This is a genomic window from Streptomyces formicae (assembly GCF_002556545.1).
In the GTDB taxonomy this organism is placed as follows: Bacteria; Actinomycetota; Actinomycetes; order Streptomycetales; family Streptomycetaceae; genus Streptomyces; species Streptomyces formicae_A.
The window spans coordinates 1-26,954 of record NZ_CP022685.1 but is presented as its reverse complement, the minus strand read 5'-3'; the positions used below and the strand labels follow the sequence as shown (position 1 = coordinate 26,954).

Here is a 26,954-nt window from a genome sequence, read left to right as displayed (position 1 = left end):
GTGCACATCGCGCGCTATGGCATCGAGACCGACCTGTACGGCGGCGCGGGCGAGCGGTGAAGTCCGGCACGCCCGCGGCTGGCTCGGGGTCGCGCCGAAGGATCCCCTGGTGCTGCTCGTGGGCCGGTACAAGGAACGCAAGGGGCAGCGTGAACTCGTGCGGGCGATGGCCCGGATCGTGGCACGCCACCCCACGGCCAGAGCCGCCCTCGTGGGCTCCCTCAACTCCGCGTCGGCCGCGTACAAACGGCAGTTGGAGGACGACGTCGAGGCGCTCGGGCTGGGCGAGCACGTGCTCCTGCGCTCGTCCGACCGGCCGTTCGGCTCGATGCGCGCCCTCTACGGCGCCGCGGACGTGGTGGTGCAGCCGAGCCACGCCGAGGGCCTCGGCCTCTCCGCCATCGAGGCGATCGCCGCGGGCCGCCCCTTGGTGGCGGCCTCCGTGTCGGGCTTGTCGGAGGTCCTGGAGTGCTGCCCGGGAACGGTTCCCGTACCTCCGCGCGACCCCGAGGCGCTGGCCCGTGCGGTCTGCGGGCTGCTCGACGATCCGGCGGCCGCGGCCAAGGAAGCGCGCCGGGCCCAGGAGGCGGCACGGCGGGAGTTCGGCGCCGAGTCGATGGTGGACGGGTACCTGGCGGTGTACGAGCGACTGCGCGCGGCCCGCGCCCAGGCCCCGGCTCCGGTGGGGGCGGCGGCGCCTGCCGAGGCCAGGGCCGGGGCCGAGGTCAGCCCGTGACCGTCAGGCCGGGGATCCGGCGCAGCTCGGGCAGTTCCCCGACGGCATCCGCGAGTTGGGGCGAGGCGAGCACGACGCAGCCGCGCCGGTATCCGGTCTCCTCCCGTGCGGGGCAGCTCGGCCACAGAATGTGGCTCTCGGCCAGAGCGCTCTGCCCGAGATAGTCGACGGACAGTTCGGTTGGGCCGTACGCGTCGAATCCGTAGCCGCTGTCGTCCGGGACTTTGAAGTCGTCGATGACGATGACGGACAGCGGCCATTTCTGAAGAATGAAGGCCACCTCGTCGCGCAGGGGAAGATCGGCGTCCCAGTGCGCGTCCAAATAGCACAGGAAAGGTTTCGAGGAGGGAATGTGTGCGCCCGTGTGCAAGATCCGCAAGGCGTCCCGTGAATCGTGGTTGAGGACTTTGACTTCGGGTACGTGGCGAAATTCTCGGGCCACGTAGCGGGCGAAGTTGGGATTCTTCTCCGCTGTGTAGACGGGCTTTCCCGAGACATGCCACAGAAAGCGTGTCGAGGCTCCCCGGTAGCTGCCCGACTCGAAGAGGGATGCTGGCCGCACCGCGCTGACCAGGGAGCGGAACATGCGCTGCCGGGCGTGCTGACCGTTGAACGGTTCCAGCCAGGGGCCGTCGAGCGAGGGCAGATTCCGGCCGATCAACTCGGCGACGGAAGGGTGCAGAGGGCGGGAAAGGGAGTCGTAGGTCCGGGCCAGGAGGCCAGTCGTCTGCTTGGCGAGGTCGATGAGTGCCATGGAACTTCACCTCCGAAGTGAATGAGCTCGGCTCAGTATTCACTGGGCTTGGTTCGCCTTGCATTGATAAGCCAGCGTGCGAGCGGCCGTCAAGTGGGCCGGATGTGAAGGACTTCGAAATAGGGTGTTGTGTGAACGGAAAACACTGCTACGTTGTTGAATGACCGCCCCGAATGTGCCCCGGTCATCGCTGCCGCGGCCTCGGGAGCCGGTATTCATGATTCATGCTCATCGTGCGCTGAACCCGATGAAGCTGAACCCGATGAATGAGAGAGGGTTGGCATGCCATTCGTTCCGGCCGTCGAGATCGAGGTGTCCGACGCCGAGCGTCGCCAGGTCCTCGACGAGGTCGACCGGCTGCTGCGCGCCGGGAGGTTCTCCCAGGGCGTCAACGTCGAGGCGTTCGAGGAGGAGTTCGCGGCCTTCACCCGGGCCCCGCACGCCGTCGCCGCCGCCAGCGGCACCACCGCCCTCGAGCTGATCTTCCGCGCCGTGGACGTGGGCGGCCGTGAAGTCGTCGTGCCGGGCGGCACCAACTACGCCACGTACGTCGCGGCCGAACGGGCGGGCGCCACCGTCCGCCTCGCCGACACCGACCCGACGACCATGGCGCCCACCCTCGAACACGTCCGCGCGGTGTGCACCGAACGCACCGCCGCTGTGACGATCGTCCACACCGGCGGTCTGATCAGCCCCGAGACCGCGGCCATCGCGGCCTGGTGCGAGCAGCGCGGCATCGCCTTCGTCGAAGACTGCGCACACGCCCACGGCAGCGAGCGCGACGGGCGGCACGCGGGCACGTTCGGCGTCGCGGGGGCCTTCTCGTTCTTCGCCACCAAGGTCATGACCACCGGCGAAGGCGGCATGGTGATCACCGCGGACCCCCAACTCGCCGAAGAGATACGGCTGTTACGCAACCTCGGCAAGCCCGAAGCCTGGGTGAGCAGGCACACCCGCCCCGGCTGGAACGCCCGGCTACCGGAGCTCGCCGCCATCCTGGGGCGCGCCCAACTCGCCCGGCTCCCAGATGTGTTGACGGCGCGCCGCGCGGTCGCCGCCGACTACGCCGACGCCCTGCGTGACCTCCCGGTCGGTGACTTCCTGCTGCCCGAGCACCCCTACAGCGGCTACAAAGCGATGCTGCTGCTCCCGCCCGGCACCGACCGCGATGCCCTCAAGGCCGCCCTGCGGGAGTGCTCCGTACAGGCGGCGGGCGAGGTGTACGCGACCCCGCTGCACCATCAGCCGGTACTGGCCGAGCGCCACCAGGGCGTGCGGCTGCCCGGGACCGAACGGGCCTGCGCCGGACAGCTGTGCCTGCCGATCTATCCCGGCCTGGACGAGAAGCGCCTGACCCACGTCGTGCAGAGCCTGTGCGAGTGTCTGGCGGAGGTGAGTACACGGTGACGGCAGCCCAATACCCACCCGGGACGGAGCCCTCCGCGCAGCGGCACGGTTCCTCGCTCACCGCCTTCCACACCCCCTGGCTCACCGTCCGCGAGGCACACGTGCCGGAGCCCGGCGGCCCCGGGCGCGACTGGTACTACGTGGACCACCCGGGCTGTGCCCTGGTGCTTCCAGTGACCGCCGACGGCACGCTGCTGCTCATCCGGTCCTGGCGGATCGCGGTGCGCCGGTGGTGCCTGGAGGCGCCGGCCGGACGGTGCGAGCCGGGTGAGACCCCGCGTGAGACGGCCGTGCGTGAACTGGCCGAGGAGACCGGAGCCCGCGCCGAGGTGCTGCATCCGCTGGGCAGCGTCTGGCCCTCCAGCGGCTCCTCCAACGAAGAGGTCCACCTGTTCCTCGCGCCCTCCGTCGCTCCCGGACAGCCGCGCCTCGACCACGGCGAGGTCATCCTCCCCGGCCCGCTCCCTGTCGAGGAGGCGCTGGAACTCGCCACCGGCGGCGAACTCCAGGACGCTCCCACCGCGCTCGCCCTGCTCCGCGCCCACCGCCGGGGACTGCTGCCCGCCCCGGCTCATGGTGCGGCCTCGGTGCCGCTGGCCCAAGGGGAGCCGCGATGAGTGGCGCACCCGGCCGGCACCTCGACCGGCGCCTTGGTGAGCAGCCCCGCCCGACCCCCTCCGGCCTCCAAGTGGTCGTCCTCGCGGGCGGGTTGGGCAGCCGCCTCGGCGAACTGGGCACCCACCTGCCCAAGATCCTGCTCCCCGTCGCCGGTCGCCCCTTCCTGGACCTGCTCCTCGCGCCGCTCCTCGACGCCGGACTGAGCCGTTTCCACTTCTGCCTGGGGCATCTCGCGGATCCAGTCCTCGAACACCTCCACCGGCTGCCCGAGCCCATCGAGGCGACCTCCCACATCGACACCGTCCCGCGCGGCACGGGCGGCGCGCTGCGGGCCGCCGCGCCGTACCTGAACGAGACGTTCCTGCTGGTCCTCGGCGACACCCTGCTCGACATCCCGTACGCCGACGCGGCCCGCTGGCCGGGCCGCCGGGACGAGGCCGCCATGGTCGTCACCTCCGCCGACACCGGCGTACACCCCAACACCCGTGTTCAGGACGGCCGGGTGAGCGCATACGACAAGAACGCACACGCCCAGAACGCCACCGACCCCGACGGCAGCACTCTCACGACCGACACCGGCGTGTGCGTGCTGCGCCGCGATGCCCTGCGCCACCTGGCGCAGCACGAGGACCCGGTGGACCTCGGCGTGCTGTTCCGCGCGCTCATCCGGCGCCGGGCGCTCGCCGCCCACCTGGTCGACCGCCCCTTCACCGACATCGGCACACCCGAGCGCTACACCCGCTTTCGAGACGGGCGCGAACACCACGAACACCGTGAACACCACGAACGCCGCGAACAACCCCCCGCTCCCTGACGGGACGTGCACCTGCCCGCAGGAGCCCGATCGCCCCCACGGACCCGAGGAGCCACGTGCGCATATTGCTGGTCGAACCCGCCGTCTACACCCCGGAGGGCCTGGACAAACGCGAGATGCGGCCCTCGCAGCTGATCTCCCTCACGCTGCCCTACCTGGCCGCCATGATCCCGTCCGACTGGGAGGTCGACCTCGCGTACGAAGTCTGCGAGGACCTGGAACGCGAGTACGACCTCGCTTCCTACGACGTCGTCGGCATCACCACCCAGACCATCCAGCTCAAACGAACCCTGGAACTCGCCCGCATGATCCGCCGATTGGGGCCCCGCGTCGTCGTCGGCGGCCCCGCCACCATCGAGGACGACCACAGCCTGGTGCCGGTGATCAGCCGCTTCAGCGACTCCGTCGTGGTCGGCGAGGCCGACGTCCTGTGGCAGCACCTCCTGGACGACCTGGCCCGCGGCGAACTCAAGGAGATCTACCAGACCGAACTGCCGGTCCCCATGAACGGCCACCCCCTGCCCCGCTTCGACCTCGTCGACTTCAGCAAGATCGAGGAGCCGTACGTCCTGCCGTCGTTCACCGCGCGGGGCTGCCCGCGCAGGTGCACCTTCTGCAGCGAGTTCCTCTACAGCAAGTGGCGCTACCGCCCCGTCGGCGACGTGTACGACGAACTCATCGCCTACCGCGACCGGTTCCACATCCCCCGTGTGGTCTTCCGCGACGACGACTTCCTCGTCTTCCCCAAGCGCTCCAAGGAACTCCTGGGACGCATGGCGGGAGAAGGCATCGAATGGGGCTGCCAGACCGACTTCAACCTCTCCCGCCACCCCGACGTCGTCACGTCGGCGCTCGATGGCGGGATGCGGGTGGTCTCCTTCGGCGTGGAGAGCGTGCGGGAGAAGAACCGCGAGTTCACCGAGAAGACCTTCTTCACCATCCCCGAGGCCGAGGACCTGCTGCTCCAACTGCACGAAGCCGGAGTGGAGACGCAGGTCAACGTCATCTTCGGCTTCGACTGGGACGACCCGGACGTCTTTGAGGAGACCTACGAGTTCGCCCTGCGCACCAAGGTCTCCCGGCTGTTCCTGAGCGTCCTCTACCCCATCCCCGGCACACCCCTGTACGAGCACCTGGGCCGGGAGGGACGGCTTCTCGAAAAGCGCCCCCAGGGCATCGACGACCCCCTGGCCGTGACCTTCGAACCCAAGCTCATGACGGCGAAGCAGCTCGTCGACGGCTACCTGGACGTCGAACGGCGCTTCGCCGAGGCGGACTTGACCGGCCGCAACTACTGGCTGGGCAAGGACCTCGTCGTCATCTGAGCCCGACCCCCTGAACCGAACCCGCTGAACCCGCCCCCCCCCGAACCCGCACCCCTGAACCCCGACCCCCGATCGGAGGGCGTGATGCCTGCCGTGCCGGACATCAGCGTGGTCGTGCCCACCCGCGACCAGGCGGCACGCCTGGAGGCGACGCTGCACGCGTTCGCCCGCCAGGACGCACCGCCGGGCTCCTGGGAACTCGTCGTCGTGGACGACGGGTCGCGCGACACCACCCCCGGCGTACTGGACACCGCCCCGCCGTCACTGCCCCTGCGCGCGGTGCACACGCCCGCAAGGGGCCGGGCCGCCGCGCGGAACACCGGGGTCGCGGCCGCCCAAGGAGCGGTGGTGGTCTTCTGCGACGGAGACCGCGCGCCGGTGCCCGGCTACGTACGGGCCCACGCCCGCGCTTACGCCGACGGCTCCGCGGCCCGGCGCGTGGTGGTCGGGGACGTCAAGGAGCTGTACCTCAGCGCCTTCGACGAACGCCTTGCCGAGGTCAAGGAGTTGCTCGCCACCGACGGGCGGTCGCTGCGCCGGCGCTCACGTACCCCCGCGTTCGTGAAGAAGGTCTGCGGCGTGTACGACGCGTCCGGGCACACCGCCTCACCAGTGCGCTGGCTCAGCTTCCTGTCCGGCAACGTCTCCCTCGCCCGCGTCCTGTTCGACCAAGTAGGCGGATTCGACGAGGACTTCACCGAGTGGGGCCTGGAACACCTGGAGCTCGGCTACCGGCTCGTCGCGGCGGGCGCCGAGTTCCGGCACTGCGCCGCCGCCCGCAACGACCACTTCGCACACGGCAGACCCGACGGGTTCTACCGCAGGGCACTGGCCGGATCGGCCGCGGAGTTCGCGCGCAAACACCCAGAGGTAGCGGCCGAGTCGCTGCTCGGCCTGACGCTGGGCGGCCTGTCCGTGGCCGAGTTCGAGAAGTCCGTACGGGAGGTCGCCCGGGAGCACGAGCGGGAGACGCCCCAGGAGACGGCCCGGGGGGCGGACGAGAAGAAGGAGAGGTGGACATGCGACAGCCACGCCTGAGCCAGTACTTCCTGACGTCCCGCACCCCGTCGGACACGGACCCGGTGTGCGTGGTGCGTCACCACCATGACGACACGGCCCCCACTGTCGTACTCCTGACCGGGCTCGCCCTGTCGATGAGCGAGCCGCGCTACCTGTGGTCGATCCTCGCCCGCAGGCTGCGGACGCGCGGCGTGAACGTCGTGCAGTACGACCACCCCGGCCACGCCGACAGCGCCGCCACCGGCCGTCCGGCCACCTGGGCCGGGGCACGGGACGCGGCCCGCGCCGTCCTCGAGCACGCCCGCGAGACCGGGGGCGAGGAGGTGGCGGTGCTCGGCTGCGGCATCGGCAACGTCCTCGCCGCCGAACTCCTCGCGGACGGCACGGCCAGCGCCGGTCTGCTCGTCTGCCCCGACCTCGCACGGTGGCGGGCCGGGGCGGCATCCCCTGCGGAACTGGCCGCCCTCGCCGCGCGGGGCCGGGCGGTCCCCGACGAACTCCAGGACAGCCGGGTGGCCGCCGCCCTCGTCGACGCGGCCGTCGGCGAGCCGTACCAGCCGCCGCAACCGGCAGGCCCCCTCGACGCCGGGCTGCTCGCGGCGGCGGCTCCGGCCGCCGAACGGGCCTTCGCCGCGCTCGACGGCACCCGCACTCTCGTCGTCGCCGTCACCGACGAGGACCGCAGGTGGGCCCGCGACATCGGGCTTCCGCTACGCGAACTCACCCACCAGCCGGACGGATGGGCGCCCAGCTGGCACTGGGAGCACGAGACCCGCGAGACCGTCATGGCGGCGGCGGTCGACTTCCTGACGAATGGCGCCGACGGCCAGGCGGCGGGGGGCTCCCTGCCGGGCCGCAGGACGTCGGCGGCCGGAGCGGTGGATCGTGCCGCGCCCCCGGGCCCGTACACCGGTCACACCGCGGACACCGTCCCGGGAGCCGACGGCTCTCTCATCAGCTCCGTGCGATTCACCTCCGACGGCGAGGAGTTGCTCGGCATCCTGCACACGCCCCCGCCCCGCTCCGCCCCCTGGCCCGTCTGTCTGATCTACGAACCCGGCAACCCCGGGCAGCGCGTGGACATCCACGAGTGCGGCACCCTCCTGGCGCACGCCGGTGCCCAGAGCGGGCTGCCTGTCTTCCGGTACGACAGCCGGGGCACCGGAGTGAGCGACGGCTGCTTCACGCACACCACGTGGAGCCGCCGCCTGGCGGACCTGCGGGTGGCCGTCGAGCGGCTGCGCGCCCAGGGAGTGGCCGAACGGTTCGTGGTCGTGGGCAACAGCGCGGGCGCCCGGCTCGCCGCGATGGCCGCGCACGACCTGCCCGCCGTCTGTGGTGCCGTCCTGTGGGGGCCGATCCTCAGCGAAGATGGGGAGGGGCCCGCGCCCCGGCTGCGTCGCGTCGACGGCACCCTGGCCGCCGCCTGGTGCGGACTGTGGCTCGGCGTCGCCTACACCCGTGACGACCGCGGCCGCGACTACCCGGCCTTGCTGCGCGACAGCGACGTCCCGGTCTGCGTCGTCTACGGCACCGAGGAAGTGGAGCACCCCGACACTGCGACCCGCCTCCTCCTCGACGAGACCGGCCGCCGCCGCGGGTGGGAGCTGCGCGTCGTCGACGGCAGCCACGGCTTCTCCGCGAGCGGCCTGGCCGGGGCCGTGCGGGCCACGACCGCGTGGACGGCCACCACCTTCGGACGCGGCGGCTCCGGCGAGGCACACCAACCGCCCTCGGCCCCGGCGACACCTCAACCGACCCTGCCCCCACCCCCGTTGGAGGTACCCGCTCATGACCGACGACCGCTCCGGTAGCTCCGCCCGGCACCGCCCACCACGACGCCAGGACCGGCGCCCGGCGGCCGAACGCCCGGCCACGGAGAGCCCACGGGCCCAGCGCACCACCGACCGCTCCCGCCCCCCGCAGTGGCGCCAGGCGCCGCTGCGCATCGAGCAGAGCGAGTGCATCAGCTGTGACGCCTGCGTCGAGGCATGCCCGTCCCAGTTCGGGGCGGTCTTCAACCTCGGAGCCGGCGGCATGGCGATCCTGCCCGAACTCTGCTCCGGCTGCGGCAAATGCCTGCCGCCGGTGTGCCCGGTGGACTGCATCTATCCGGACGAGGACTGGCAGCCCGCCCCCGAGCAGTGGTGGCAGGAGCCGTTCGGCCCGCAGGACCCCTACGTCCAGGACGACGGCACCCGCCGTCCTTCCGGACAGCCGACCCGGATACGCCGCTGGTGAGCGTGGCCGAGACAGAGGAGCCGACGATGCGCGACCCCGCCGCCGTGGTGAAGGCCTACGACATCCGAGGAGTGGTGGACGACGAACTGGACGAGGGCCTGGCCCAGACGTTCGGGGCGTGCTTCGCGCGCCTGGTGCCCGAACCCGAAGTGGTCGTCGGGCACGACATGCGGGCCTCGTCGCCGCGCCTGGCCCGCGCGTTCATCAGGGGAGTGCGCGGCCAGGGCAGCGATGTCGTACGGATCGGCCTGGCCAGCACCGACATGGTCTCCTACGCGTCGGCCGCACTCGCCCGACCCGGCGCGATGATCACCGCGAGCCACAACCCGCCCCACTACAACGGCATCAAGCTGTGCCGCGCGCATGCCGAACCCATCGGCTGGGACACCGGGTTGAGCACGCTGCTGCGGATGGCGCGCACCGCGACGCCGGGGCCGGGGCCGACGGTGCGTGCCGGGGACGTCCGGGACCATCCAGTGCTCCTTGGCTACCGGGACCACCTGCTCGCCCTCGCCGTACCTGATGCGGCGCCGCGGCGGCGGGTGACGGCCGTGGTCGAGGCGGGCGGCGGCATGGCCGGGCTCACCGTCCCCGCCGTACTCGGTGCGCTGCCCGTCGAGGTGATCGGCCTCAACTTCGCCGTGGACGGGAACGTCCCGCAGCCCGACTCCGACCCGATGAAGCCCGGCTACACCGTCGAGCTCCGCGCCCGTGTCCGTGAGATGGGCGCCGACGTGGGCTTCGCTTTCGACGGCGACGCGGACCGCTGCGTGGTCGTCGACGAACGTGGCGAGACCGTGCCCCCGAGCGCCGTCGGCGCGCTCCTCGCCGAGCGGGCACTGGCCCGCGAGCCCGGCGCCGCCGTCGTGCACAGCGCGGTCACCTCCCAGTCGCTGGTCGAGGCGGTGAACGCGCTGGGCGGTCGCACGACGCGCTCGCGGGTCGGCCACTCGTACATGAAGCGGGAGATGGCGCGGCACCGGGCCGTACTCGGTGTCGAGCACTCCGGGCACTACTACTTCCGCGACTTCTGGAACGCGGACTCCGGTCTCCTCGCGGCGCTGCACGTACTCGCCGCCTCGGTCGCCACCGCCGTGCCGGTGTCCGAGCTCATCCGCCGCCGCACCCGCTACACCACCCTGCCGGAGACCGCCGTACGCGTCGGCGACCCCGAGGAACGCCTGCATGAGGTCGCCCGCGTGGCCGGGGCGCGCGCCGACACGACCTGCGACTGGCTCGACGGGCTCACGGCGCGGCGCGGCGACGGCGCCTGGTTCAACCTCAGGCCCTCCCAGACCGAGAGCCGCGGCCTGCTGCGGCTGAACGTGGAGGCCCTGGACGCGCAGACCGCGCGGTGCCTGCGCGCCGAGGTCCTGGCCCTGCTCGAGGAGGCAGCACCTTCCCGCCCGTCCGTCCCGCCGCACGCGCCCGTGCCTGCGGCTCCGGCGCACTGAAGGAGAGCGATCAGCAGATGACGACCCTCGACAGCAATGACCGGGCCGCCACCGGCACCGACGACCCGGCCGCGCAGGCAAAGGCGCAGACACCCGAGGCATCCGAGACATCCGAGGGATCCGAGGCACAGGAGGAGACGGCCGAGCAGGAGTCGACAGCCCGCCTGTGGGAGCTCGCCTTCGGTTCCATGCCCGCCCAGATCATCCACGCCGCCGTCCGGCTCGGACTGCCCGACGCCCTGGCCGACGGGCCGCGCACCAGCGCCGAACTCGCCCGCGCCAGCGGCGCCGACGAGACCGCGCTGCGCCGTTTGCTGCGCGGCATGGCGGGTACCGGCATCGTCGCTCCCGACCCCGACGGCGGCCCCGACCGCTACGCCCTCACTCCCATGGGCCGACCGCTCCGCTCGGACGTGCCCGACTCGCTCCGCGCCATGGTGCTGCTCTTCGCCGGTGAGGCCATGTGGCGCAGCTGGGGCGACCTCGCCGAGACGGTACGCACCGGCGCCAACGCCTTCGAACGTATCCATGGGGTGCCCTACTTCACGTACTACGCCCAACGACCCGAGGAATACGCGATGTTCAACGCGGCGATGGGCGAGGACACCAAGGCGGTGGGCCCGGCCCTCGCCCAGGGCTACGACTTCTCCTGGTGCAGGACCGTGGTGGACATCGGCGGTGGCAACGGCGCCCTCCTCGGCTGTGTCCTCGCCGCCCACCCTCACCTTGAGGGCATCGTGTTCGATCAGCCGGAAGGCATGGCGCAGGCACGCGCGGCTCTTGCCGAAGCCGGTCTGGCCGAGCGCTGCTCGGCGGTCGCGGGGGACGCCTTCAAGGAAGTGGTGCGCGGCGGCGATCTGTACGTGATGAAGAGCGTCCTGCACGACTGGGACGACGACCACGTGCTCCGGCTCCTGCGCAACTGCCGTGCCGCCATCGCCGACGACGGTCGCATCCTCGTCATGGAACCGCTGATGCCGCAGCGCTCGGAGGAGCTCGGGCCCGCCCACGGCATCGTCACCACCGACATGGACCTTCTGGTCACCACGGGCGGTCGCGTGCGCTCCGAGGCCGAGTTCGCGCAGCTGTTCGCGGATGCCGGGTTCCAGCACACGATGACGCGCAAGCTCGCCGACCACGGCTATCTCGAGGCCCAGTACCACAGCGTCATCGAGGGCGTACCTGCCTGACCCGCCGCACGTCCTCCTTCCTTCGTTTCTTCCGTCCTGCCGAATCCATTCACCCAGAAGGGACAGACATCCGCATGCCCGAAGCAGAGCACCGCGCACCCTACGGCGGTCCCTCGCCCGCCGACTACGCGCTGACGGTCCAGCGTGCCGCTGCCGCGGCGGTCGCCACCCTCGCGAACGGCTCTTCCGCTCCGGCCGAACAGGAGGCGGGGGAGAGCACCGCGCGGCTGTGGCGGCCCATCGTCGGCGCGGCCTTCGCCGTATCCGGCACCGGGGCGCCGCAATGGCGCCTGCCCGCCCACGTCGACTCCGACGTCGGGGTCCTGCAGATCGACGGCGACGACACCATCATCCGGCCCGAACTCGCCGAGACCCGCCGCTGGGAGGTCGACGAGGACGCCGCGATCCGCAAGACCGTCACCGCGGGCACCACCGTCCTCGACATCGGCGCGCACATCGGCTACTTCAGCCTCCTGATGTCCCAACTGGTGCAGCCGCACGGCCGGGTCATCGCCATCGAGGCCGACGCCTGGAATCACCAGATGCTCGTGCAGAACGTGCTGCGCAACGGCGCGTCGAATGTCACGCCGGTGTTCGCCGCGGCCGGTGAGCGGCCCGGCGTCGCGTTTCTGCGCCGCGACAAGGACGGCAACACCGGCGACCACCGGGTCCTCGAAGAGTCGAGCGACCTCGGCCACCCGGTACCGGTGATCGCCCTCGACGACATCCTGGACGACGTGCACGAGATCGACTTCGTGAAGGTCGACACCCAGGGCGGCGACCATCTCGCGATCCTCGGCATGCAGCGCACGCTGCGCCGCTGCCGCCCGCGGATGCTCGTCGAGTTCTGGCCGCCGGGCATCCGCGAGCGCGGCGGTGACCCGGTGGAGGTGCTGCGGATCTACGCCTCGCTCGGCTTCACCCGCGACATCGTCGACGACCTCGACATCGACCCCAAGCTGCCCGACGAGGAGTTCGTCAGGGCCGCGGAGAGCACGGAACGGGAGTTCGTGAACCTGTTCTTGACCCCCGCCCCCGAGTAGCCGCCCGGTGCCGCACGCGACCGCCGTGAGCCGTACCGGCGGTCGCGCCCGGCCCTCCGCCGCCGAGCCGCCCGGGCCCGGCGGGAAGGAGCCACCATGAGCACCGCACAGTCCCGCAGCCCCGCACAGCCCCGCGCCACCACCCCCGGCCCGAGCCCGCCCCGACGCCCCCCGCCGCGCGCACAGGCGCGCAGCACCCGGCCCTGCTCCTGGACTCCGGAGGCGTCCTGATCCTGCTCGACGGCGAGGTGCTCGCCCACTACGGCAGACGGCTCGGACTGCGTGTCGACCCCGTCACCGCACGCCGCGCCGTGGCCCTGGCGGCCCGCGACCACGATCTGGAGAGCGAGCCCGGCACCGGGCCGCGCCCCTTCGCGCACCGCTGGTCCGCGCACGCAGGCTGTTCGCCCGACGCCGCCGACCTGCTGTGGCGGACGGTCCACCGGGAAGTGGACGACACGGTGCTGTGGAGCATCGTCAACCCCGAGGCCGTCCCGTTCCTGGACGCCCTGCCCACGCAGGTGCAGCGCTACGTCGTCAGCAACGCCGACGGCCGCGCGCACGCCGAACTGGCCCAGGCCGGGCTGCTCGACCTCCTCGACGGCGTCCTCGACTCGTCCGCCGTCGGCATCGCCAAACCCGACCCGAGGATCTTCCGGATGGCGGCCGTCGCCCTGGGCCGCCCCCTGGAGCAGTGCCGCTATGTCGGCGACACCCTCGACGGCGCCCCGCGCGAGCTCCCCTTCACGGTCCTCTACGACCCCCTCGGCATCTACCCGGACGACGCCGCGCGCTACGTCCGTATCCGCAAGCTGTCCCAACTCCTCGACCTCACCCACTAGTTCACTCTGTAGGCGAACTGGCGGGGACCACCCGCGACGAAAGGTCTGGAACAGACATGGATGTACCAGGAGACACTCCCGGAGACACACCTGGCGACACGTCCGGCGACACCCCGCGCGCCGTCGTCACCGGAGCCGCCGGATTCATCGGCTCACACCTGGTGACCAGGCTCCTGTCCGCGGGCTGCCGGGTGACGGCCGTGGACATCGTCCCGTGGTCGGCCGCGCACCGCCTGCGCGGTGCCACCCCTCACCCCGAACTGCACTACCACGAGGCCGACCTGCGCGACACCCGGACGCTGCGGCAGCTCACCAGCGGCGCCCGTTGGGTCTTCCACCTGGGCGCCAACACCGAGAACCGCTCGTGGGCCCACTCGGGCCGCGCCGACCTGGACACCACGGTGGCGGGCACCGTCGCCCTCCTCGAAGCCCTCGCCGAACACCCCCCGCGCTGCCTGGTGATGACCTCCAGCCAACTCGTCTACGGTGATCAGGCCACACGCGAGGTGTCGTCGGCCGATCGGCCGACGCGGCCCACGACCCGGTTCGGCGCGGGCAAGGCGGCGGCCGAGGCGTTCCTGTGCGCCGCCGCCCACGAGACGGGATTCCGCGCCGTGTCCGCGCGGCTCTCCAACATCGTCGGCGGGGGCATGCGCCGCGGCATCATCCATGACTTCGTCGGCAAGCTCCGCCAGGATCCGGGCAAGCTCACGGTGCTCGGCGACGGCAGCCAGACCCGCAGCTACCTCCATGCCGCCGACTGCGCGGCCGCGTTGATGACACTGGCGGCACCGGGGCGGGCGGCGGAGCAGGCCACCTCCGACACCGGGGCGGCGTTCGAGACGTACGACGTGTGCAACACCGACTCCACCTCGGCCGCCGACATCGCCCGTATCACCGTCGCCGAATTCCCGGGCGAGGACGGCGAGATCGAGTTCGGCTCGGGGGAGCACGGCTGGAAGGGCGACATCCCCACCGTGCGCGTCAGCCCGCAGCCCCTGCTCGACCTCGGCTGGCAGCCGCGGCTGACCTCGACGGCCGCCGTCCGCACCACGGTCCGCGACCTCATCGCCGAAGACCCGCCCGAACCGGCCACCCCGCCCGAACCCGCCGAACCCGCCACGGGCGGCGCCAGCGGACACAGCCCCGTACACCGCCACGGATCCTCCGCGTTCTTCGGGCAGCACCATGGCTGACCACCGAGCGGGGCGCCCGGCCCGGTTGGCTCCCGAGGGGTGCCTGGCCCAGCGGGCACCCACCGCGCGCCCCGACGGGCAGCTCCAGGCCGTGCTCCTCGACCGCGACGGCGTCCTCAACGTCAATCGCCCCGACCATGTGACCCGCGCCGAGCAGTGGCGGTGGCTGCCAGGTGCGCTCGACGCCTGCGCCCGGCTCACCGGTCTCGGCCTGCGCCTTGCCGTGGTGACGAACCAGGCCGCGATCGGGAACGGCCTGCTCACCGCGCATGAACTCGACCGCATTCACGACCACATGGCCGCCGACCTGGCGGCCGTCGGCGTGCCACGACCGGTGATCCTGCACTGCCCGCATCCGTCCGCCGCCCGCTGCCCCTGCCGCAAACCCCGGCCGGGACTCCTCACCGGGGCCCTGGACCGGCTCGGGGTGCGCCCGGCCCAGACGCTGATGGTCGGCGACCACGAGACGGACATGATGGCCGCCACGGCTGCGGGCTGTTGGTCGCTGCACGTCCGCAGCGGCCGCGGCGGACCACCCGCCGCGCAGCCCGGCTGCCTGGGTAGCGTGCCCGCGCTCCGGGAGGCGGCGGAGCTGGTGGCGGCGTTCGCCACGACGGACTGGCGGCGACCGCCGCTGCCCCGGCCGGACGGCAGACATCCGGGTCCGGGCGCCGCCCGCAAGAAGGAAGGGGCGAGGCCATGAGGCGCGCACTGATCACCGGCATCACGGGGCAGGACGGCTCCTACCTCGCCGAGCACCTCCTGGAGCGCGGATACGAGGTGTGGGGGCTGCTGCGCGGCCAGGCCAACCCGTACCGCCCCCGCATCGAGCGGATCGCCTCCGAACTGCGCTTCGTCGAGGGCGACCTGCTCGACCAGAGCAGCCTGGTCGCCGCCGTCGACCGGGTCAGGCCCGATGAGGTCTACAACCTCGCCGCCATCTCCTACGTCCCCATGTCGTGGCAGCAGGCCGAACTCACCGGCGAGGTCACGGGCATGGGTGTCCTGCGCATGCTGGAGGCCCTCCGCATCGTCGGCGGCCTCGGCCAGTCCGGCGCCGCACCGCCCGGCACCATCCGCTTCTACCAGGCTTCGTCCTCCGAGATGTTCGGCAAGGTCAGCGAGGTGCCGCAGGACGAGGACACCCCGCCGCGGCCACGCAGCCCCTACGGGGTCGCCAAGACGTACGGGCACCTCATCACCCGCAACTACCGTGAATCCTTCGGCATGTTCACCGCCGCGGGCATTCTTTTCAACCACGAATCCCCGCGGCGCGGACGGGAGTTCGTCACCCGCAAGATCTCCAGGGCGGCGGCCAGGATCAGCCTCGGCCTGCAGAGCGGACTGCGCCTCGGCAACCTCGACGCCGTACGGGACTGGGGCTTCGCAGGCGACTACGTACGCGCCATGCACCTCATGCTCACCCAGGACGAACCCGGCGAATACGTCATCGGTACCGGGCACATGCACTCTGTGCGCGACGCGGTACGCATCGCCTTCGAAGCCGTGGACCTGGACTGGCAGGCCCACGTCGTCAGCGACGACCGACTCGTACGGCCCGCCGAGGTGGACCTGCTGTGCGCCAACCCCAAGAAGGCCCGCACCGACCTCGGCTGGGAGCCCGAGGTCGGCTTCGAGCAGCTGATGCGGACGATGGTCGAGGCCGACCTGGAGAGGGGGCTCCGCGAGCTGCGCCATCCCTCGGCGCCGGGGGACGTGCATGACTGGTGAGCCAGGGAAGGGGCGGCGGTCGGGCCCGCACGCCGGATGCGGAGGCCGCCGCCGTTCCGGGCTCGGCTGTCATGGGCGGCGTCGAGCAGCTGACACCACGAGGTGCGGCCCGTCTCCGGGGCTGCGACGAACGAGTACGGTCAGCGCCTTCCGCAGCCCACCCGTTCTCCGTCCCCGCGTCCCGGAAACTCCCGATAGGGGATCACGTTCGGGGCGTTGTTCGAGGCCGCGCGGAGCAAGCGAGGCCGGGCCGCGCGGAACAAGCTCAGTCTCCGCAGCTTTCGTCTATGGCGGGCATCGGCCCCCCGCCCGGATGCCATCGGCTGAGGAACTCGCTCTGCCGGCTGACATCGACGAGTTCGATGCGTGCCCCGATGCTGTCCATGCGGTGATAGGCGAACGGACGGCCGTAGGGGCAACCGGAGAAGTCCGTGGGCATGCCCTCTTCCGCCAGACGTCGGGAGCCTTGGCGGACGTCGCTGGACCAGAATCCGATGTGATCGAACCTGGCTCCCTCCGACGCATCCCAGGCACTGCCCGCAGGCCCCTCGATGAGCTCGATGAACGGCGGTCCGCCCGCGCTGAAGACGATGCGGTAGTCCCACTCGCCGAGCCGGTCGGCCAGAGGGGCACTCCACTGGACCCCGGCCGAACGCTGAAAGTCCCGCATCGCTTGCTCGATGTCCGGGACCACAAAGCACACGTGATAGAAGGCAGTCATCTGCCCATGATCGAGCACCCGGCCCCCGGCACCCGGCGGCCAGGGGCAACAACCAGCAGCACTGCGAACACGAAAGCCACGGCCGCCTGGTACCCGATCCACGCCCGCCCCAGCGACCCCATTCACCCCGACCTGATACTGGAATCATGGAGTACACCGTTCACCTTCCCGACAGTGCCGACGTCCTGGCGGGCAGCCGCGGCGCTGCCCATCTGGCGGCCGACGGCGTGTCCCACACGCTGGGCGAGCGGCCGGTGCTGCGGGACATCTCCCTGACCGTCGCCGCGGACGAACGCATCGGCCTGATCGGCGAGAACGGCCTGGGCAAGTCCACGCTGCTGCGGATCCTGGCCCGCGATCTGGCTCCCGAACGCGGCCATGTGCTGCGTGCCGTGACGGGAAGGGTCGGTTTCTTGCCGCAGGAGCCCGGCTTCCCGGCCGCCTGGACGATCACTGACGTACTGGACCGGGCGCATGCCGAACTCGACGCGCTCGGCGCGCGGCTGGAGGACCTCGAAGAGCGGATGGCGCACGCCGAAGGGACGCAGGGAACCGCGGAGTCCGAAGGGTCCGAACTGCAGGAGCTGTTGGCCGAGTACGGGCGTGCCCAGGACGCGTTTACCGATCGCGGCGGCTGGGAGCGCGAGGCACGTACCGGTGAGGTCCTCGCCGTCTTCGGGCTCGGCTCGCTGGCTCCCACCCACCCGGTGGCCCGGCTCTCCAGCGGCCAGCGGGCCCGTCTTGCGCTCGCCGAACTCGTCTTGGCACAGCCGTCAGCGCTGCTCCTCGACGAGCCGACGAACCACTTGGACGACCGGGCCGCGGACTGGCTGACCGACTGGCTGCGCGGCTACCGCGGCCCGTGCGTGGTCGCCACCCATGACCGCGGTCTGCTCGCCGCGGCGGTCACCGACATCGTCGACCTGGACGGCCCGCGCGCCGTTGCCGTCCGTCACGGCGGCGGCTATCTGGAGTACCTCTCGGAGCAGCGCGCCGCGCGGGCCCGCTGGGAACGCCAGTACGCGCAGTGGCGCGAGGAGATCGACCGGGTGCGCCGCCGCGTTGACCGGGCGGCCGCCGCCGACGACGGGGGCGGCCTGCCGTCCGACAACGAGAGGATGGGCTACGACCGCACGGGCGGCAAGGTCCAGGCCGCGATGGCCCGCAGGACGCGGGCGGCCCGCCTCGACCTGCAACGCCTCCTCGACGACCCCGTGCCACGCCCACCCGAGCCGCTGCGCTTTAGCCCCGGCCCGTCCGCCGAGCGGCCCGCGGCGCCGACAGCCACCGATCAGCCTTTGCTGCACGCCGCCCACATCGCACTCGGCGACGTCCTCAGTGACATCGAACTCGCCCTCAAGCCGGGCGACTTCACCGTGATCGTCGGCCCGAACGGCGCGGGCAAGTCCACCCTCCTGCGGGTCCTCGCCGGTGTCCTGACCGCCGATCGCGGCACCGTCACCTTGGGGGAGGGCGTGCGGGTGGGGTACCTGCCGCAGGAGACGGTCTACGAGGACGGCCACTGCAGCCTCCTGGACATCTACGCCCGGCGCCGGGCCCTCGACCTCGAGACGGCGTACGCCGAACTCGGCCGGTTCGGGCTGTTCCGGCGCGGCGACCTCCAGGTGCCGGTGGACCGACTCTCCACGGGCCAGCGCCGCCGCCTGAGCATCGCCGAACTCTTCGCGGGCCGCCCCGACCTCCTGCTCCTCGACGAGCCGACCAACCACCTCAGCCTGCCCCTGGTGGAACAACTCCAGGAAGCCATCGAGGAGTTCTCCGGTCCGAAGCTCCTGGTCACCCACGACCGCGCCCTGCGTGCACGTTACGCCGAGCGTGTGCTGGAGCTGACCGACGGCACGCTGCACCGCCCCGCCTGAACTCCGCGAGCACTTCGACACTCCGGCACTCTGGTGGGGGCGGCGGGCCCGCCGCCCCCACCAGTCGTCGTGTCCCGTCGTCATCCGTCCTGCGGCCCGGGAATCTCCGTGACCGCGCCGCGCTCAAGCCGCAGCCAGCGGGTCACACCGATCGCCCGCAGGAACGGCTCGTCGTGGCTGACGACGACGAAGGTGCCCTCGTAGGCGCCGAGGGCGTTCTCCAACTGGGCGACGCTGGCGAGGTCGAGGTTGTTCGTGGGCTCGTCCAGGAGCAGCAGTTGCGGCGCGGGGTCGGTGGCCAGGGCGCACGCGAGGGTCGCCCGAAGCCGCTCGCCGCCGGACAGCGCCCCGGCCGCCGAGTGGACCCGCGCGCCGCGAAAGGAGAACTGCGCCAGCCAGTGCCGCATCTGCTCGTCGCGCAGCTGCGGTGCGAAGGCCCGTAGATTGTCGAGGATGCTCCGGTTCAGATCGAGCAGGTCGAGGCGTTGCGACAGATACGCCACCCGTTCGACCGGCGTCCGCACGGTCCCCGACGCGGGCGCGAGCTGCCCGGCGATCAGTTTCATCAGCGTCGACTTCCCGGAGCCGTTGGCCCCGAGCAGCGCGATCCGCTCCGGCCCTCGAACGTGCAGGTCGACCCCGGAACGGGCGAACAACGGCATGTCACCGTAGCGGACTTGGGCCCCTTCGCATTCCAGGACGGTGCGTCCGGCGGGCACCCGGGTGCGCGGCAGGGCGATCGCGAGCTTCGCCTCCTCGCGCAGCCCCTGACCGGCCTGCTCCAGCTTCGCCTTGGCCTCCTGAAGCCGCTGCTCATGTACTGCCGAGGCCTTCCCGGCCGATTCCTGGGCCTGCCGTTGCAGAGTGCCCGCGTGGATCTTGGGCACTCCGAGAGAGCCCTTGGTGCGCTTGACGTTGCTCGCCCTGCGCTGGGCGCGTTCCTGCGCGGCCTGAGCCTCGCGCTTGTGGCGTCGTACCTCCTGCTCGGCGCCTCGCACCGAACGCTGCACGGCCTCCTGCTCGCGCTCGACGGCTTCGGTGTACGCGGTGAAGTTGCCGCCGTGCCAGCGGATTTCACCGGGGTGCAGCTCGGCGATGCCGTCGACGCGCTCCAGGAGAGCGCGGTCGTGGCTGACGACCAGAAGAGCGCCCTTCCACTCCTCGACCACCTGGTACAACCGGCGCCGGGCCGCCAGATCGAGGTTGTTGGTGGGCTCGTCGAGAAGCAGCACGTCCGGCCGCTTGAGCAACTGCGCCGCAAGGCCGATGGACAGCACCTGGCCGCCGCTGAGGGAGCCGAGCGGCCGGTCGAGGCCGACGCTGCCCAGATCCAGGCGGTCCAGGACGGCGGCGGTCCGTTCCTCGATGTCCCAGTCGTCGCCGACGGCGGTGAAGTGCGCCTCGTCCACATCGCCGGACTCGATGGCGTGCAGGGCCGCCCGGATCGGCGCGATGCCGAGCGCCTCGTCGACGGTGCCCTCGGCCAGGGGCAGGGACTGCGGCAGATATCCGAGCTGCCCTTGGACGCCGACCGACCCTGAGGTCGGGGTGAGCTCCCCGGCGACGAGCCGCAACAGTGTGCTTTTCCCCGCGCCGTTGGGGGCCACCAGGCCGTGCCGCCCGACGCCGAGGGACCAGGTGAGCTCGTCGAAGACCGAGGTCTCGTCGGGCCAGGAGAAGGACAAACCGGTGCAGACGACGGTTGCGTCAGTCATGAGATTCCCGTGGGGTGTCACCGCTGACCCGGTGTAGCGACAGTCGAAAGACCGGAAGAAGGGTGCGACCGAAGGTCCGAATACGGCGAAGAACCGAGAACGGCGAAGAACCGAATTCGGCCGTACGGAATCGATGCGTGCCAGGCCAGCGTGGATGAGTCGGTGAACGGGCCTCGCGGCGACCTGCGTCAACGACGCGTCGCGGCGGGCCTCGGCCGGGTGGTCATCCGTTACTGACCTGCCATGCTGAATCCTCCCTGAGAGATGGCGTGTTGAGAGGCATTTGCACCGTACCATCCGGACGTCGTCTCCCCCACGGGGAGTAGACGATCGCGATGAACGCGGCGATGCCAGCCCATATCAGGAGCGGCACAAGCGAACCGCGCAGAACAGCCCTAACCGGAATCGGCACAGCCTCGCTCGGCAACGCTCGTTCATTCCACACATCTATGTGCTTCCTGGTGACACAGCGCTCCGGCCGCATCCCAACATCACACCATCCGCGACCTTCACGTGGCAGAGCAACTCGAGCACTCCTGCCTCCGCTCATGCTCGCCACCCCCACCACTCATTTCAAAGCACAACAAAGTGGCGACCAAGAGCACCTTCGACGAAATTCAAAGAGCCCCATCACCCGGGCACCGCGGACGATGCGGCCTCCTGGCTGCTATCGCTGATCACGCACCCCACACAACGCCATGCCTGACCTGCCGCGCAGGAGAACCGGCCGGAAACCGCAACATCGGTGCAACCGCCGGATGTTGGGCGGCGCGCGGCACCTAGGGTGCCGCGCCCGGGCACCGGTGTCAGCGCAGAGTCCCGCACTTCCACGTTCCCATTGCAGGCCCTTGTGTCAGCCCTCGCCCTCCGAAGCGCTCAGTCACACAAGCAGAACCAGAGCCTGCGGCTGGTGTCGGGTCAGTAGTCGAGGTCGAGGTAGTCGATGTCGTTGAGGGTGACGTCGGAGAGTCCCATAGCGCGGCCTCCGCCGTCTTGGAAGTAGATCTCCTTGAATCCCTCGGCGATGATGCCGCGCATCTCCTGGTCGCCCGCACCGGCGTTGCGGGCGTCGAAGAGGCGTTGCGCATAGGCCGGGGGGAGGTGGACGGTCAGGCGCCGGAAGCGTCCGTCGTCGGTTGTGCCGACCGGTGCGGTGTACCCGAAGCGGGCCCTCGTCTCGACCGTGACCCCGGTCGCGGTGGCGGCCTGCTTCTGCCGGCGCCTGCGGACCTGCGGCTGCCAGCGGGCCCGGACCGCGTCGTCGATCTTCGCGGCGACATCGGCGCGGGCGTGTTTGCGGGCGCCGCGGCGGTAGCGGTTGACGGAGTCGGCGGTGACCCCGAGCTCATGCGCGACAGCCTTCGCGCTGCCCATCTGCTTGAGCAGGTAGCCGATCTGACCCTTCAATGTCTTCGGCGGCTGGCGGGTGAAGGACTCCCGGTCGGCCCGCTCGATCGCGTCGTCGATCTCGCCCACCTGTTACTCCCCTTCGTCCAGGACGGCGTCGCCGCCCTTGATGTGGCGGGCCGGGTTGAGGCCCTTCTCCATGAGGTCGACCGCCCACAGCATCGGCTGGACGCCCTCCAGCTTCGCCAGGCCCGGCGTGGGCCCGAGGCGGAAGCCGCCGGGCTGCGGCTTGCCGGAGGCTGCGTACGGCAGGAAGTTCAGCGGGCTGTCGCCGGGGCTGGGGTAGACGACGCAGTCGGAGAGGACGGCGAGCGGGAACAGCCCGGTCATCCGGGACATGTTGAGCAGCTTGCGGTGCATGTTGACGCGGGCCTTGCTGATGACGGCGGCGCGGATGTCGGGGCGCCAGGTCGGCCGCAGGAGAGCGGGCCACGGCTCGCCCTCCTTGTAGTGCCGTCCCTGGGGGCGCTCGCGGAGCTTGCCGATGCCGCCCTTCACGGTGGCTTTGATCGCGGACAAGACGGCGGCCATCGCCGGGTCGGCCTGCCTGTGCTGCTCCATCGCGGCGAGGAACGCCGCATCGTCCAGGTCCTTGGTGACGCCGAGGTCGGCGAGGGTGTCGACGTAGGCGGTCTTGAGCCGGTCGTGCCACGGGTCCAGGTACGCACCGGTCTCGCGGCGCAGGTACGCCTCGATCGGGTGCACGTCGTAGCCGAGCTCCTGGGCGTAGGCGAGAGTGTGCGTCTGATACCAGGCCGGGCCCGTCGGGCGGTAGCCGTCCGGCGTGAACGGGCTGGGCAGCCGCGGGTCCACCTCGATGTGCGAGAGGTCGACCAGCCAGGATCCGGGGATCTTCGGGTTGAACACCGGGGTGTGGAAGTGGTCCGGCGCGCTGAGGCCGACGACCAAGCGGGCCGCGGCGGCGAGGAACGCGGTATTGAGGTCCAGGCCGACCGCGAAGGGCAGCGTGCACTCCTCATCGGAGAGCATGTCCACCGATCGCACCCACTGGTACGCCTCCTCGTTCAGGAACCCGCCCGTCCAGCCGCTGTTGACGACGACAGGGTGTTCCGGGGTGGCCTCCGGCGGCGCCGGGTCCATCGGCTCGGTGCCGAGGCTGCCCGCGTTGTAGCCGGACACCCAGTTCCCGGTCTGCGGGTCCTGCACGGCCTTGGTGGGCGGGCGCAGCGCGGTCATCAGCTCGAGGCCGGAGACGGCGGTGGAGCCGCGCGGGGTGATGACCCGGGTCGCGTACACGCCCAGCACGCGGGCGATGTCGGCCGACTCCATCCCGCTCACGCCGGGCCAGGACCGCTCATCGAGGGCGTCCCAGGACAGGATCGCCAGCTGCACACACTGCCGGTCGCGGCCCTGCGCCTTGCGGTAGATCCGCGCCCACGGCCCGAACCCGCGCTGCGTCAACTGCCACTTCGCCTTCACCACCTGCTTGACCACTGGGTGGTCCTCCGGCAGGCGCAGGGAGCGGCGCTGCTCGTGGCCCTCCAGGCGCTCGGGCAGCCCCAGCTTCACCGCGGCGGCCGCGGTGAGCACGATCAGCGGGTCGCTGTCCTTGCCGTACCGGTTGAGCTTCGGCGCGCCGAGACCGGACTCGCGCAGCGTCCACTCCACCAGTTCCACCACAGTGGTCGCAGGGCAGTCGAGCACGATGCCGCCCGTGCCGTACGCGGACCCGTCGCCGTCCAGGACCGCGAGCGGACCGTGCGGGAAGCGCGGATCGGCTGCGGGCTGAGCTGCTTTCCTCGCAGCCGGGCGGCGCGATGCCGCCGCCGGCCGGGTGGCGGGACGCGCTGGCCCGGTGGCTGGAGCGGTGGGAGCCTGCGGGGCATCTGCCGTCTCCACCTCGGACGCGGCCGATTCACTGGACATCGCCGACAGTGCCGTGGCGGCAGCCGAGGATGCGCCGTGTGCGGGATGCTTTGCGGCCCACCCCTTCAGCAGCCGCTGGTAGGCATCCAGACGCGGCGACTTCGGCTCCGAGCGGCCGTTCTCCCAGTTCTTCACCGACTGGGTCGTCGTCTTCAACGCGGTCGCGAGGCGGGCCTGGGTGATGCCGGCGGCCTCACGCAACCGGGCACGCTCCGCCGGAGGCGGGAGATGCGGCTCCTCGTTCAACAGAGCGTCGACGGACGCGAACAGCTCTTCCTCAGATGCCATTCCCTGCACCTTCACATCGGGACTTGATACTGATTAACCAGAAATTTATCCCACTCCTTAACCTTCCTGTGCCCATTCCAGCTCAAGGGCAGCGAGCGTGGCGAGTTTGTCGGTGGTGAGCTTCGCGCGGCGCCCTTTCTGATTCATGATCCAGACTCCGAGCTTGACGGGGTGCTCCTGACCGCTGAGCTCGACCGTCTCTACGTGGGCTCTGGGGACGGTCACAGAGCCTTCCCGGGCCTTGTACTGGGTCAGGGCCGCGACGCCCCTCTCAAAGGCGCTCACGGGCGCCGTGGACGCCCCGGCGGACACCTCCGGCACCGGGGCGGGGGCTGCGGGGAGCGGGGTGACACCGACAGCCTCCAGGCGTTCGCGCTGACCGTCCGTCAGGGCCGCCCATACCTCGGGTTTCCGCTGCCGGGCCAGCCACTTCCCGATGTCCATGCCGTGGACCGTGACCCCGGGCAGGACCTTCACCGCGCCAGCCTGGCCGTCTTCGTCGCGCACGAGCTCGCGCAGTGCGGCGTAGTGCCGCTGCCACTCCGCCGGCCAGGCCGGGTTCCAGTCCTCGTCGACCTCCCTGAGCGCCATCTCCCACTCGGGGTGGCCCTCCAGCGCACCCTGTCGCCGCAAATTCGCGAGCCACATCCCCAACGGCCGGTCCAGCATGCTGGCGGAGCGGGGCGCGCAGAGTGTCCAGTGCTGGCCGTAGTACGCCTTGGCAGCCGCCAGGTTCTCCTGGAACCGCTCATCGGCCAGCGACCACACCATGCCGAGCTTCTCCAACCGCCGGGCACGCTGGCCGCTCATCTGCCCCGCTCCGTACGCCCGTCGCTGCTCTGCGACCCACTGCCCAAGCGGTGTCGCACCCTCCCTGTGCCCGTAGGGAACCCTCGCGTTCCCGACCCGCTCGACGTACGCCTTCAACTTCGCCCAACCGCGCGCCCAGTCCTGCCGCTCGGTATCGATCACGTTGAACGAAACCCAGTCCGCGACCATCACCGGATCACGCGGAGCGGCAAAACGGAGCAGCAGGCGGGATTCCTCCTCGCCGTCTTCTGGTGCGACACCGATGTTCACGGACGGCTGGGCGACGTCCTTCTGCGGTTCCTGGGGGATGGCGAGGAGTTCCACCGCCTCTTCATCGTGGGCCCGCAGTCCTTCCAGGACTTTCACCAGGGGCCGGTAGGAGCCGGAGGTGAACATGTCCTCGGGCTGCTCTCCGGGCTGGAGGAAGACGGGCACGATCAGGGAGGCGAGCTTGCCTTGTCCGGGCTTCTGGCGGAGTGCCCGGCCGATAGCCTGGACGATGTCGTGCGGTGCCCCCTTCGGGTCCAGGAGGGCAACCGAGTCTACCGCGCGGATGTCGACACCCTCGCCCAAAACACGACAGTTCGAGAGCACGGCCCGCCGCGCCGTCGACCCGAACGAACCCAGGACCTCCTGCCGGTGCTCGGGGACGTGCTCGCCGCACAGCCAGTCCGCCCAGATCCGAGCGGCGTACGTCTCGGGCTGATCCGCGTGCAGCTTGGCCGCGACGCGCTCCAGGCCCTCCGCATACGCCTGCGCCTCGATGGTGCGGTGGTGGAAGGTGATGCACGTCGACAGGTCGTGCTGCGCCATCGTGTGCAACAGCGCAGTCTGCAAGGCCCCAAGACGCTGCCCGCGGACCTCTTCGCTGCGCCGCTCCTCGCCCATCAGCCGCTCAGGAGTGACGACAGGGTCCTTCAGCTCCAACACGATGATCTGGTATCGCGCCAGCAAACCTCGGGAGACGGCAGAGGCGAGCGAGAGCTTGTACAGGACAGGCCCGAAGACCTTCTCGTCGTCCATGGAAGCTGCCATCTCCCTCGGCAGCGGGTCACGGACTCCTTCGACGACCTCCCGACTGAGCCGCTCTTCCCAGATCCGTGGTGTGGCCGTCAAGTACAGCCGTCGGTAGGCAGGGATGACGGTCTGGTCGTGGATGTCGGCCCACGCCTTCCCCATCGAGCCACTTGTCCGGTGGGCCTCATCAACTACCGCGAGGTCTACTGGGTCAAGCTTCTGACCGTAGACACCTTCGAAGGCCTCCGCCAGGACACCCAGAGACGCGTAGGTGGCGTAGATAGTCACGGGCCCGGAGCCGTGCCACAGCGCCAACTGGATCGGGTTCGTCGTGGAGCGCACCTTCAACGACCACAGCCCTGGATCGTCCTGGAGCGAACACACCGCCACCGCCGGCCCCTTGTGACCGGCCTCGTGCCACGCCCTCACCGTCTGCGCCAGCAGATCCAGCGTCGGCACCAACACGAGCACACGCCCCCTGGGCACAAGCCGCCTCGCCGACGCGGCAGCCATGATGGTCTTCCCCGTCCCACACGCCGCGTGCACCTGCCCACGAAGACCATTCCAGGGAATACCACCCGGCGGAACATCGAGACCCCGCACAATGGCGGCAACGGCCTCGATCTGGTGATCACGCAGCTTCACGGACATGCCCCGTGTTCTCCCTTTCGCGGAATACAGCGCGTAATAACAGGCACAAAGGTGCGCGGCGGTATGGGTGTAGCATCTGGTCCCAGATCCTACACAGCCGTGACTCGTGATGCATCACCTGCCCACCAAACTTCACACCCGAGTGTGCACATGACTCAATCTCCCCCACGAACAGCCGGTTACCCTGTACGCTGGCAGGGCATTGAT

23 protein-coding genes are annotated in these 26,954 nt (G+C 70.9%); 17 read left to right on the top strand and 6 right to left on the bottom strand.

What is annotated here, in order from left to right; genetic code table 11:
* Positions 1–16 precede the first annotated feature (16 nt).
* Positions 17–736 carry a glycosyltransferase family 4 protein gene (locus tag KY5_RS00110; protein WP_098240203.1) on the top strand — a complete coding sequence of 240 codons (720 nt, stop codon included), beginning with the start codon at positions 17–19 and terminating at the stop codon, positions 734–736.
* Here KY5_RS00110 and KY5_RS00105 read toward each other — a convergent pair.
* Positions 726–1,490, bottom strand: a complete 765-nt coding sequence (locus KY5_RS00105; protein ID WP_098240202.1) for a hypothetical protein — start codon at positions 1,488–1,490, stop codon at positions 726–728. The genes KY5_RS00110 and KY5_RS00105 overlap by 11 nt on opposite strands.
* Before the next feature lie 282 nt (positions 1,491–1,772).
* On the opposite strand from KY5_RS00105, the gene KY5_RS00100 reads away from it, so the two are divergent.
* The 15 genes from KY5_RS00100 (at position 1,773) to KY5_RS00035 (ending at position 16,371) form a co-directional block, all read left to right on the top strand.
* A complete protein-coding gene (locus tag KY5_RS00100) occupies positions 1,773–2,897 on the top strand; it encodes a DegT/DnrJ/EryC1/StrS family aminotransferase (RefSeq protein WP_098240201.1) in 1,125 nt (374 codons plus the stop codon).
* A complete protein-coding gene (locus tag KY5_RS00095) occupies positions 2,894–3,514 on the top strand; it encodes an NUDIX hydrolase (RefSeq protein WP_159072438.1) in 621 nt (206 codons plus the stop codon). Before KY5_RS00100 ends, KY5_RS00095 begins: the two co-directional genes overlap by 4 nt.
* A complete protein-coding gene (locus tag KY5_RS00090; RefSeq protein ID WP_098240199.1) occupies positions 3,511–4,329 on the top strand; it encodes an NTP transferase domain-containing protein in 819 nt (272 codons plus the stop codon). The genes KY5_RS00095 and KY5_RS00090 overlap by 4 nt, the downstream gene beginning before the upstream one ends.
* A gap of 56 nt (positions 4,330–4,385) precedes the next feature.
* Complete coding sequence (locus KY5_RS00085) at positions 4,386–5,654, top strand: B12-binding domain-containing radical SAM protein (RefSeq protein ID WP_159072437.1); 1,269 nt, start codon at positions 4,386–4,388, stop codon at positions 5,652–5,654.
* 84 nt (positions 5,655–5,738) lie between these two features.
* Positions 5,739–6,692, top strand: coding sequence for a glycosyltransferase (locus KY5_RS00080; RefSeq protein ID WP_098240197.1), 954 nt, complete (start codon positions 5,739–5,741; stop codon positions 6,690–6,692).
* The gene (locus KY5_RS00075) at positions 6,674–8,488 is read left to right on the top strand and encodes an alpha/beta hydrolase (protein ID WP_098240196.1); all 1,815 of its coding nucleotides are present in this window, start codon (positions 6,674–6,676) and stop codon (positions 8,486–8,488) included. Before KY5_RS00080 ends, KY5_RS00075 begins: the two co-directional genes overlap by 19 nt.
* Positions 8,466–8,915, top strand: coding sequence for an indolepyruvate ferredoxin oxidoreductase subunit alpha (locus KY5_RS41290; protein ID WP_107645676.1), 450 nt, complete (start codon positions 8,466–8,468; stop codon positions 8,913–8,915). Before KY5_RS00075 ends, KY5_RS41290 begins: the two co-directional genes overlap by 23 nt.
* 2 nt (positions 8,916–8,917) lie before the next feature.
* Positions 8,918–10,369, top strand: a complete 1,452-nt coding sequence (gene manB / locus KY5_RS00065) for a phosphomannomutase/phosphoglucomutase (RefSeq protein WP_324958905.1) — start codon at positions 8,918–8,920, stop codon at positions 10,367–10,369.
* A 17-nt stretch (positions 10,370–10,386) separates the two neighbouring features.
* Positions 10,387–11,559 (top strand): methyltransferase, encoded by a 1,173-nt coding sequence (locus tag KY5_RS00060; protein ID WP_098240194.1) that lies wholly within the window; start codon positions 10,387–10,389, stop codon positions 11,557–11,559.
* A 74-nt stretch (positions 11,560–11,633) separates the two neighbouring features.
* A complete protein-coding gene (locus KY5_RS00055; protein ID WP_098240193.1) occupies positions 11,634–12,602 on the top strand; it encodes an FkbM family methyltransferase in 969 nt (322 codons plus the stop codon).
* 96 nt (positions 12,603–12,698) lie between these two features.
* Positions 12,699–12,833 carry a hypothetical protein gene (locus KY5_RS42905; protein WP_267894256.1) on the top strand — a complete coding sequence of 45 codons (135 nt, stop codon included), beginning with the start codon at positions 12,699–12,701 and terminating at the stop codon, positions 12,831–12,833.
* A 17-nt stretch (positions 12,834–12,850) separates the two neighbouring features.
* Positions 12,851–13,444, top strand: coding sequence for an HAD family hydrolase (locus tag KY5_RS00050; protein WP_098240192.1), 594 nt, complete (start codon positions 12,851–12,853; stop codon positions 13,442–13,444).
* 56 nt (positions 13,445–13,500) lie between these two features.
* The gene (locus tag KY5_RS00045; protein ID WP_098240191.1) at positions 13,501–14,640 is read left to right on the top strand and encodes an NAD-dependent epimerase/dehydratase family protein; all 1,140 of its coding nucleotides are present in this window, start codon (positions 13,501–13,503) and stop codon (positions 14,638–14,640) included.
* Positions 14,633–15,343, top strand: coding sequence for a D-glycero-alpha-D-manno-heptose-1,7-bisphosphate 7-phosphatase (locus KY5_RS00040; protein WP_098240190.1), 711 nt, complete (start codon positions 14,633–14,635; stop codon positions 15,341–15,343). Before KY5_RS00045 ends, KY5_RS00040 begins: the two co-directional genes overlap by 8 nt.
* Entirely contained in the window at positions 15,340–16,371 is a 1,032-nt protein-coding gene (locus KY5_RS00035) for a GDP-mannose 4,6-dehydratase (RefSeq protein WP_098240189.1), read from the top strand. The genes KY5_RS00040 and KY5_RS00035 overlap by 4 nt, the downstream gene beginning before the upstream one ends.
* 265 nt (positions 16,372–16,636) lie before the next feature.
* Here the strand turns inward: KY5_RS00035 and KY5_RS00030 are convergent, their stop codons facing one another.
* Positions 16,637–17,092, bottom strand: coding sequence for a VOC family protein (locus tag KY5_RS00030; RefSeq protein ID WP_098246971.1), 456 nt, complete (start codon positions 17,090–17,092; stop codon positions 16,637–16,639).
* A 146-nt stretch (positions 17,093–17,238) separates the two neighbouring features.
* Between KY5_RS00030 and KY5_RS00025 the strand changes: the two genes are divergently transcribed.
* Positions 17,239–18,972, top strand: coding sequence for an ABC-F family ATP-binding cassette domain-containing protein (locus KY5_RS00025; RefSeq protein WP_098240188.1), 1,734 nt, complete (start codon positions 17,239–17,241; stop codon positions 18,970–18,972).
* An 80-nt stretch (positions 18,973–19,052) separates the two neighbouring features.
* Here the strand turns inward: KY5_RS00025 and abc-f are convergent, their stop codons facing one another.
* The 4 genes from abc-f to KY5_RS00005 form a co-directional block, all read right to left on the bottom strand.
* The gene (gene abc-f / locus KY5_RS00020) at positions 19,053–20,687 is read right to left on the bottom strand and encodes a ribosomal protection-like ABC-F family protein (protein WP_098240187.1); all 1,635 of its coding nucleotides are present in this window, start codon (positions 20,685–20,687) and stop codon (positions 19,053–19,055) included.
* A gap of 918 nt (positions 20,688–21,605) precedes the next feature.
* Complete coding sequence (gene tpg / locus KY5_RS00015; RefSeq protein WP_098240186.1) at positions 21,606–22,163, bottom strand: telomere-protecting terminal protein Tpg; 558 nt, start codon at positions 22,161–22,163, stop codon at positions 21,606–21,608.
* A 3-nt stretch (positions 22,164–22,166) separates the two neighbouring features.
* On the bottom strand, positions 22,167–24,269 hold the full coding sequence (tap, locus tag KY5_RS00010; RefSeq protein ID WP_098240185.1) for a telomere-associated protein Tap: 2,103 nt from the start codon (positions 24,267–24,269) through the stop codon (positions 22,167–22,169).
* Between the two features lie 57 nt (positions 24,270–24,326).
* The gene (locus KY5_RS00005; protein ID WP_098240184.1) at positions 24,327–26,747 is read right to left on the bottom strand and encodes a DEAD/DEAH box helicase; all 2,421 of its coding nucleotides are present in this window, start codon (positions 26,745–26,747) and stop codon (positions 24,327–24,329) included.
* Positions 26,748–26,954 lie beyond the last annotated feature (207 nt).

Excerpts from the sequence above, each read along its gene's own strand:
- KY5_RS00110 (WP_098240203.1), top strand. The coding sequence starts at position 17 with ATGGCATCGAGACCGACCTGTACGGCGGCGCGGGCGAGCGGTGAAGTC.
- KY5_RS00105 (WP_098240202.1), bottom strand. The coding sequence starts at position 1,490 with ATGGCACTCATCGACCTCGCCAAGCAGACGACTGGCCTCCTGGCCCGG.
- KY5_RS00100 (WP_098240201.1), top strand. The coding sequence starts at position 1,773 with ATGCCATTCGTTCCGGCCGTCGAGATCGAGGTGTCCGACGCCGAGCGT.
- KY5_RS00090 (WP_098240199.1), top strand. The coding sequence starts at position 3,511 with ATGAGTGGCGCACCCGGCCGGCACCTCGACCGGCGCCTTGGTGAGCAG.
- KY5_RS00080 (WP_098240197.1), top strand. The coding sequence starts at position 5,739 with ATGCCTGCCGTGCCGGACATCAGCGTGGTCGTGCCCACCCGCGACCAG.
- KY5_RS00075 (WP_098240196.1), top strand. The coding sequence starts at position 6,674 with ATGCGACAGCCACGCCTGAGCCAGTACTTCCTGACGTCCCGCACCCCG.
- KY5_RS41290 (WP_107645676.1), top strand. The coding sequence starts at position 8,466 with ATGACCGACGACCGCTCCGGTAGCTCCGCCCGGCACCGCCCACCACGA.
- KY5_RS00060 (WP_098240194.1), top strand. The coding sequence starts at position 10,387 with ATGACGACCCTCGACAGCAATGACCGGGCCGCCACCGGCACCGACGAC.
- KY5_RS00055 (WP_098240193.1), top strand. The coding sequence starts at position 11,634 with ATGCCCGAAGCAGAGCACCGCGCACCCTACGGCGGTCCCTCGCCCGCC.
- KY5_RS42905 (WP_267894256.1), top strand. The coding sequence starts at position 12,699 with ATGAGCACCGCACAGTCCCGCAGCCCCGCACAGCCCCGCGCCACCACC.
- KY5_RS00045 (WP_098240191.1), top strand. The coding sequence starts at position 13,501 with ATGGATGTACCAGGAGACACTCCCGGAGACACACCTGGCGACACGTCC.
- KY5_RS00040 (WP_098240190.1), top strand. The coding sequence starts at position 14,633 with ATGGCTGACCACCGAGCGGGGCGCCCGGCCCGGTTGGCTCCCGAGGGG.
- KY5_RS00035 (WP_098240189.1), top strand. The coding sequence starts at position 15,340 with ATGAGGCGCGCACTGATCACCGGCATCACGGGGCAGGACGGCTCCTAC.
- KY5_RS00030 (WP_098246971.1), bottom strand. The coding sequence starts at position 17,092 with ATGACTGCCTTCTATCACGTGTGCTTTGTGGTCCCGGACATCGAGCAA.
- KY5_RS00025 (WP_098240188.1), top strand. The coding sequence starts at position 17,239 with ATGGAGTACACCGTTCACCTTCCCGACAGTGCCGACGTCCTGGCGGGC.
- abc-f (WP_098240187.1), bottom strand. The coding sequence starts at position 20,687 with ATGACTGACGCAACCGTCGTCTGCACCGGTTTGTCCTTCTCCTGGCCC.
- tap (WP_098240185.1), bottom strand. The coding sequence starts at position 24,269 with ATGGCATCTGAGGAAGAGCTGTTCGCGTCCGTCGACGCTCTGTTGAAC.
- KY5_RS00005 (WP_098240184.1), bottom strand. The coding sequence starts at position 26,747 with ATGTCCGTGAAGCTGCGTGATCACCAGATCGAGGCCGTTGCCGCCATT.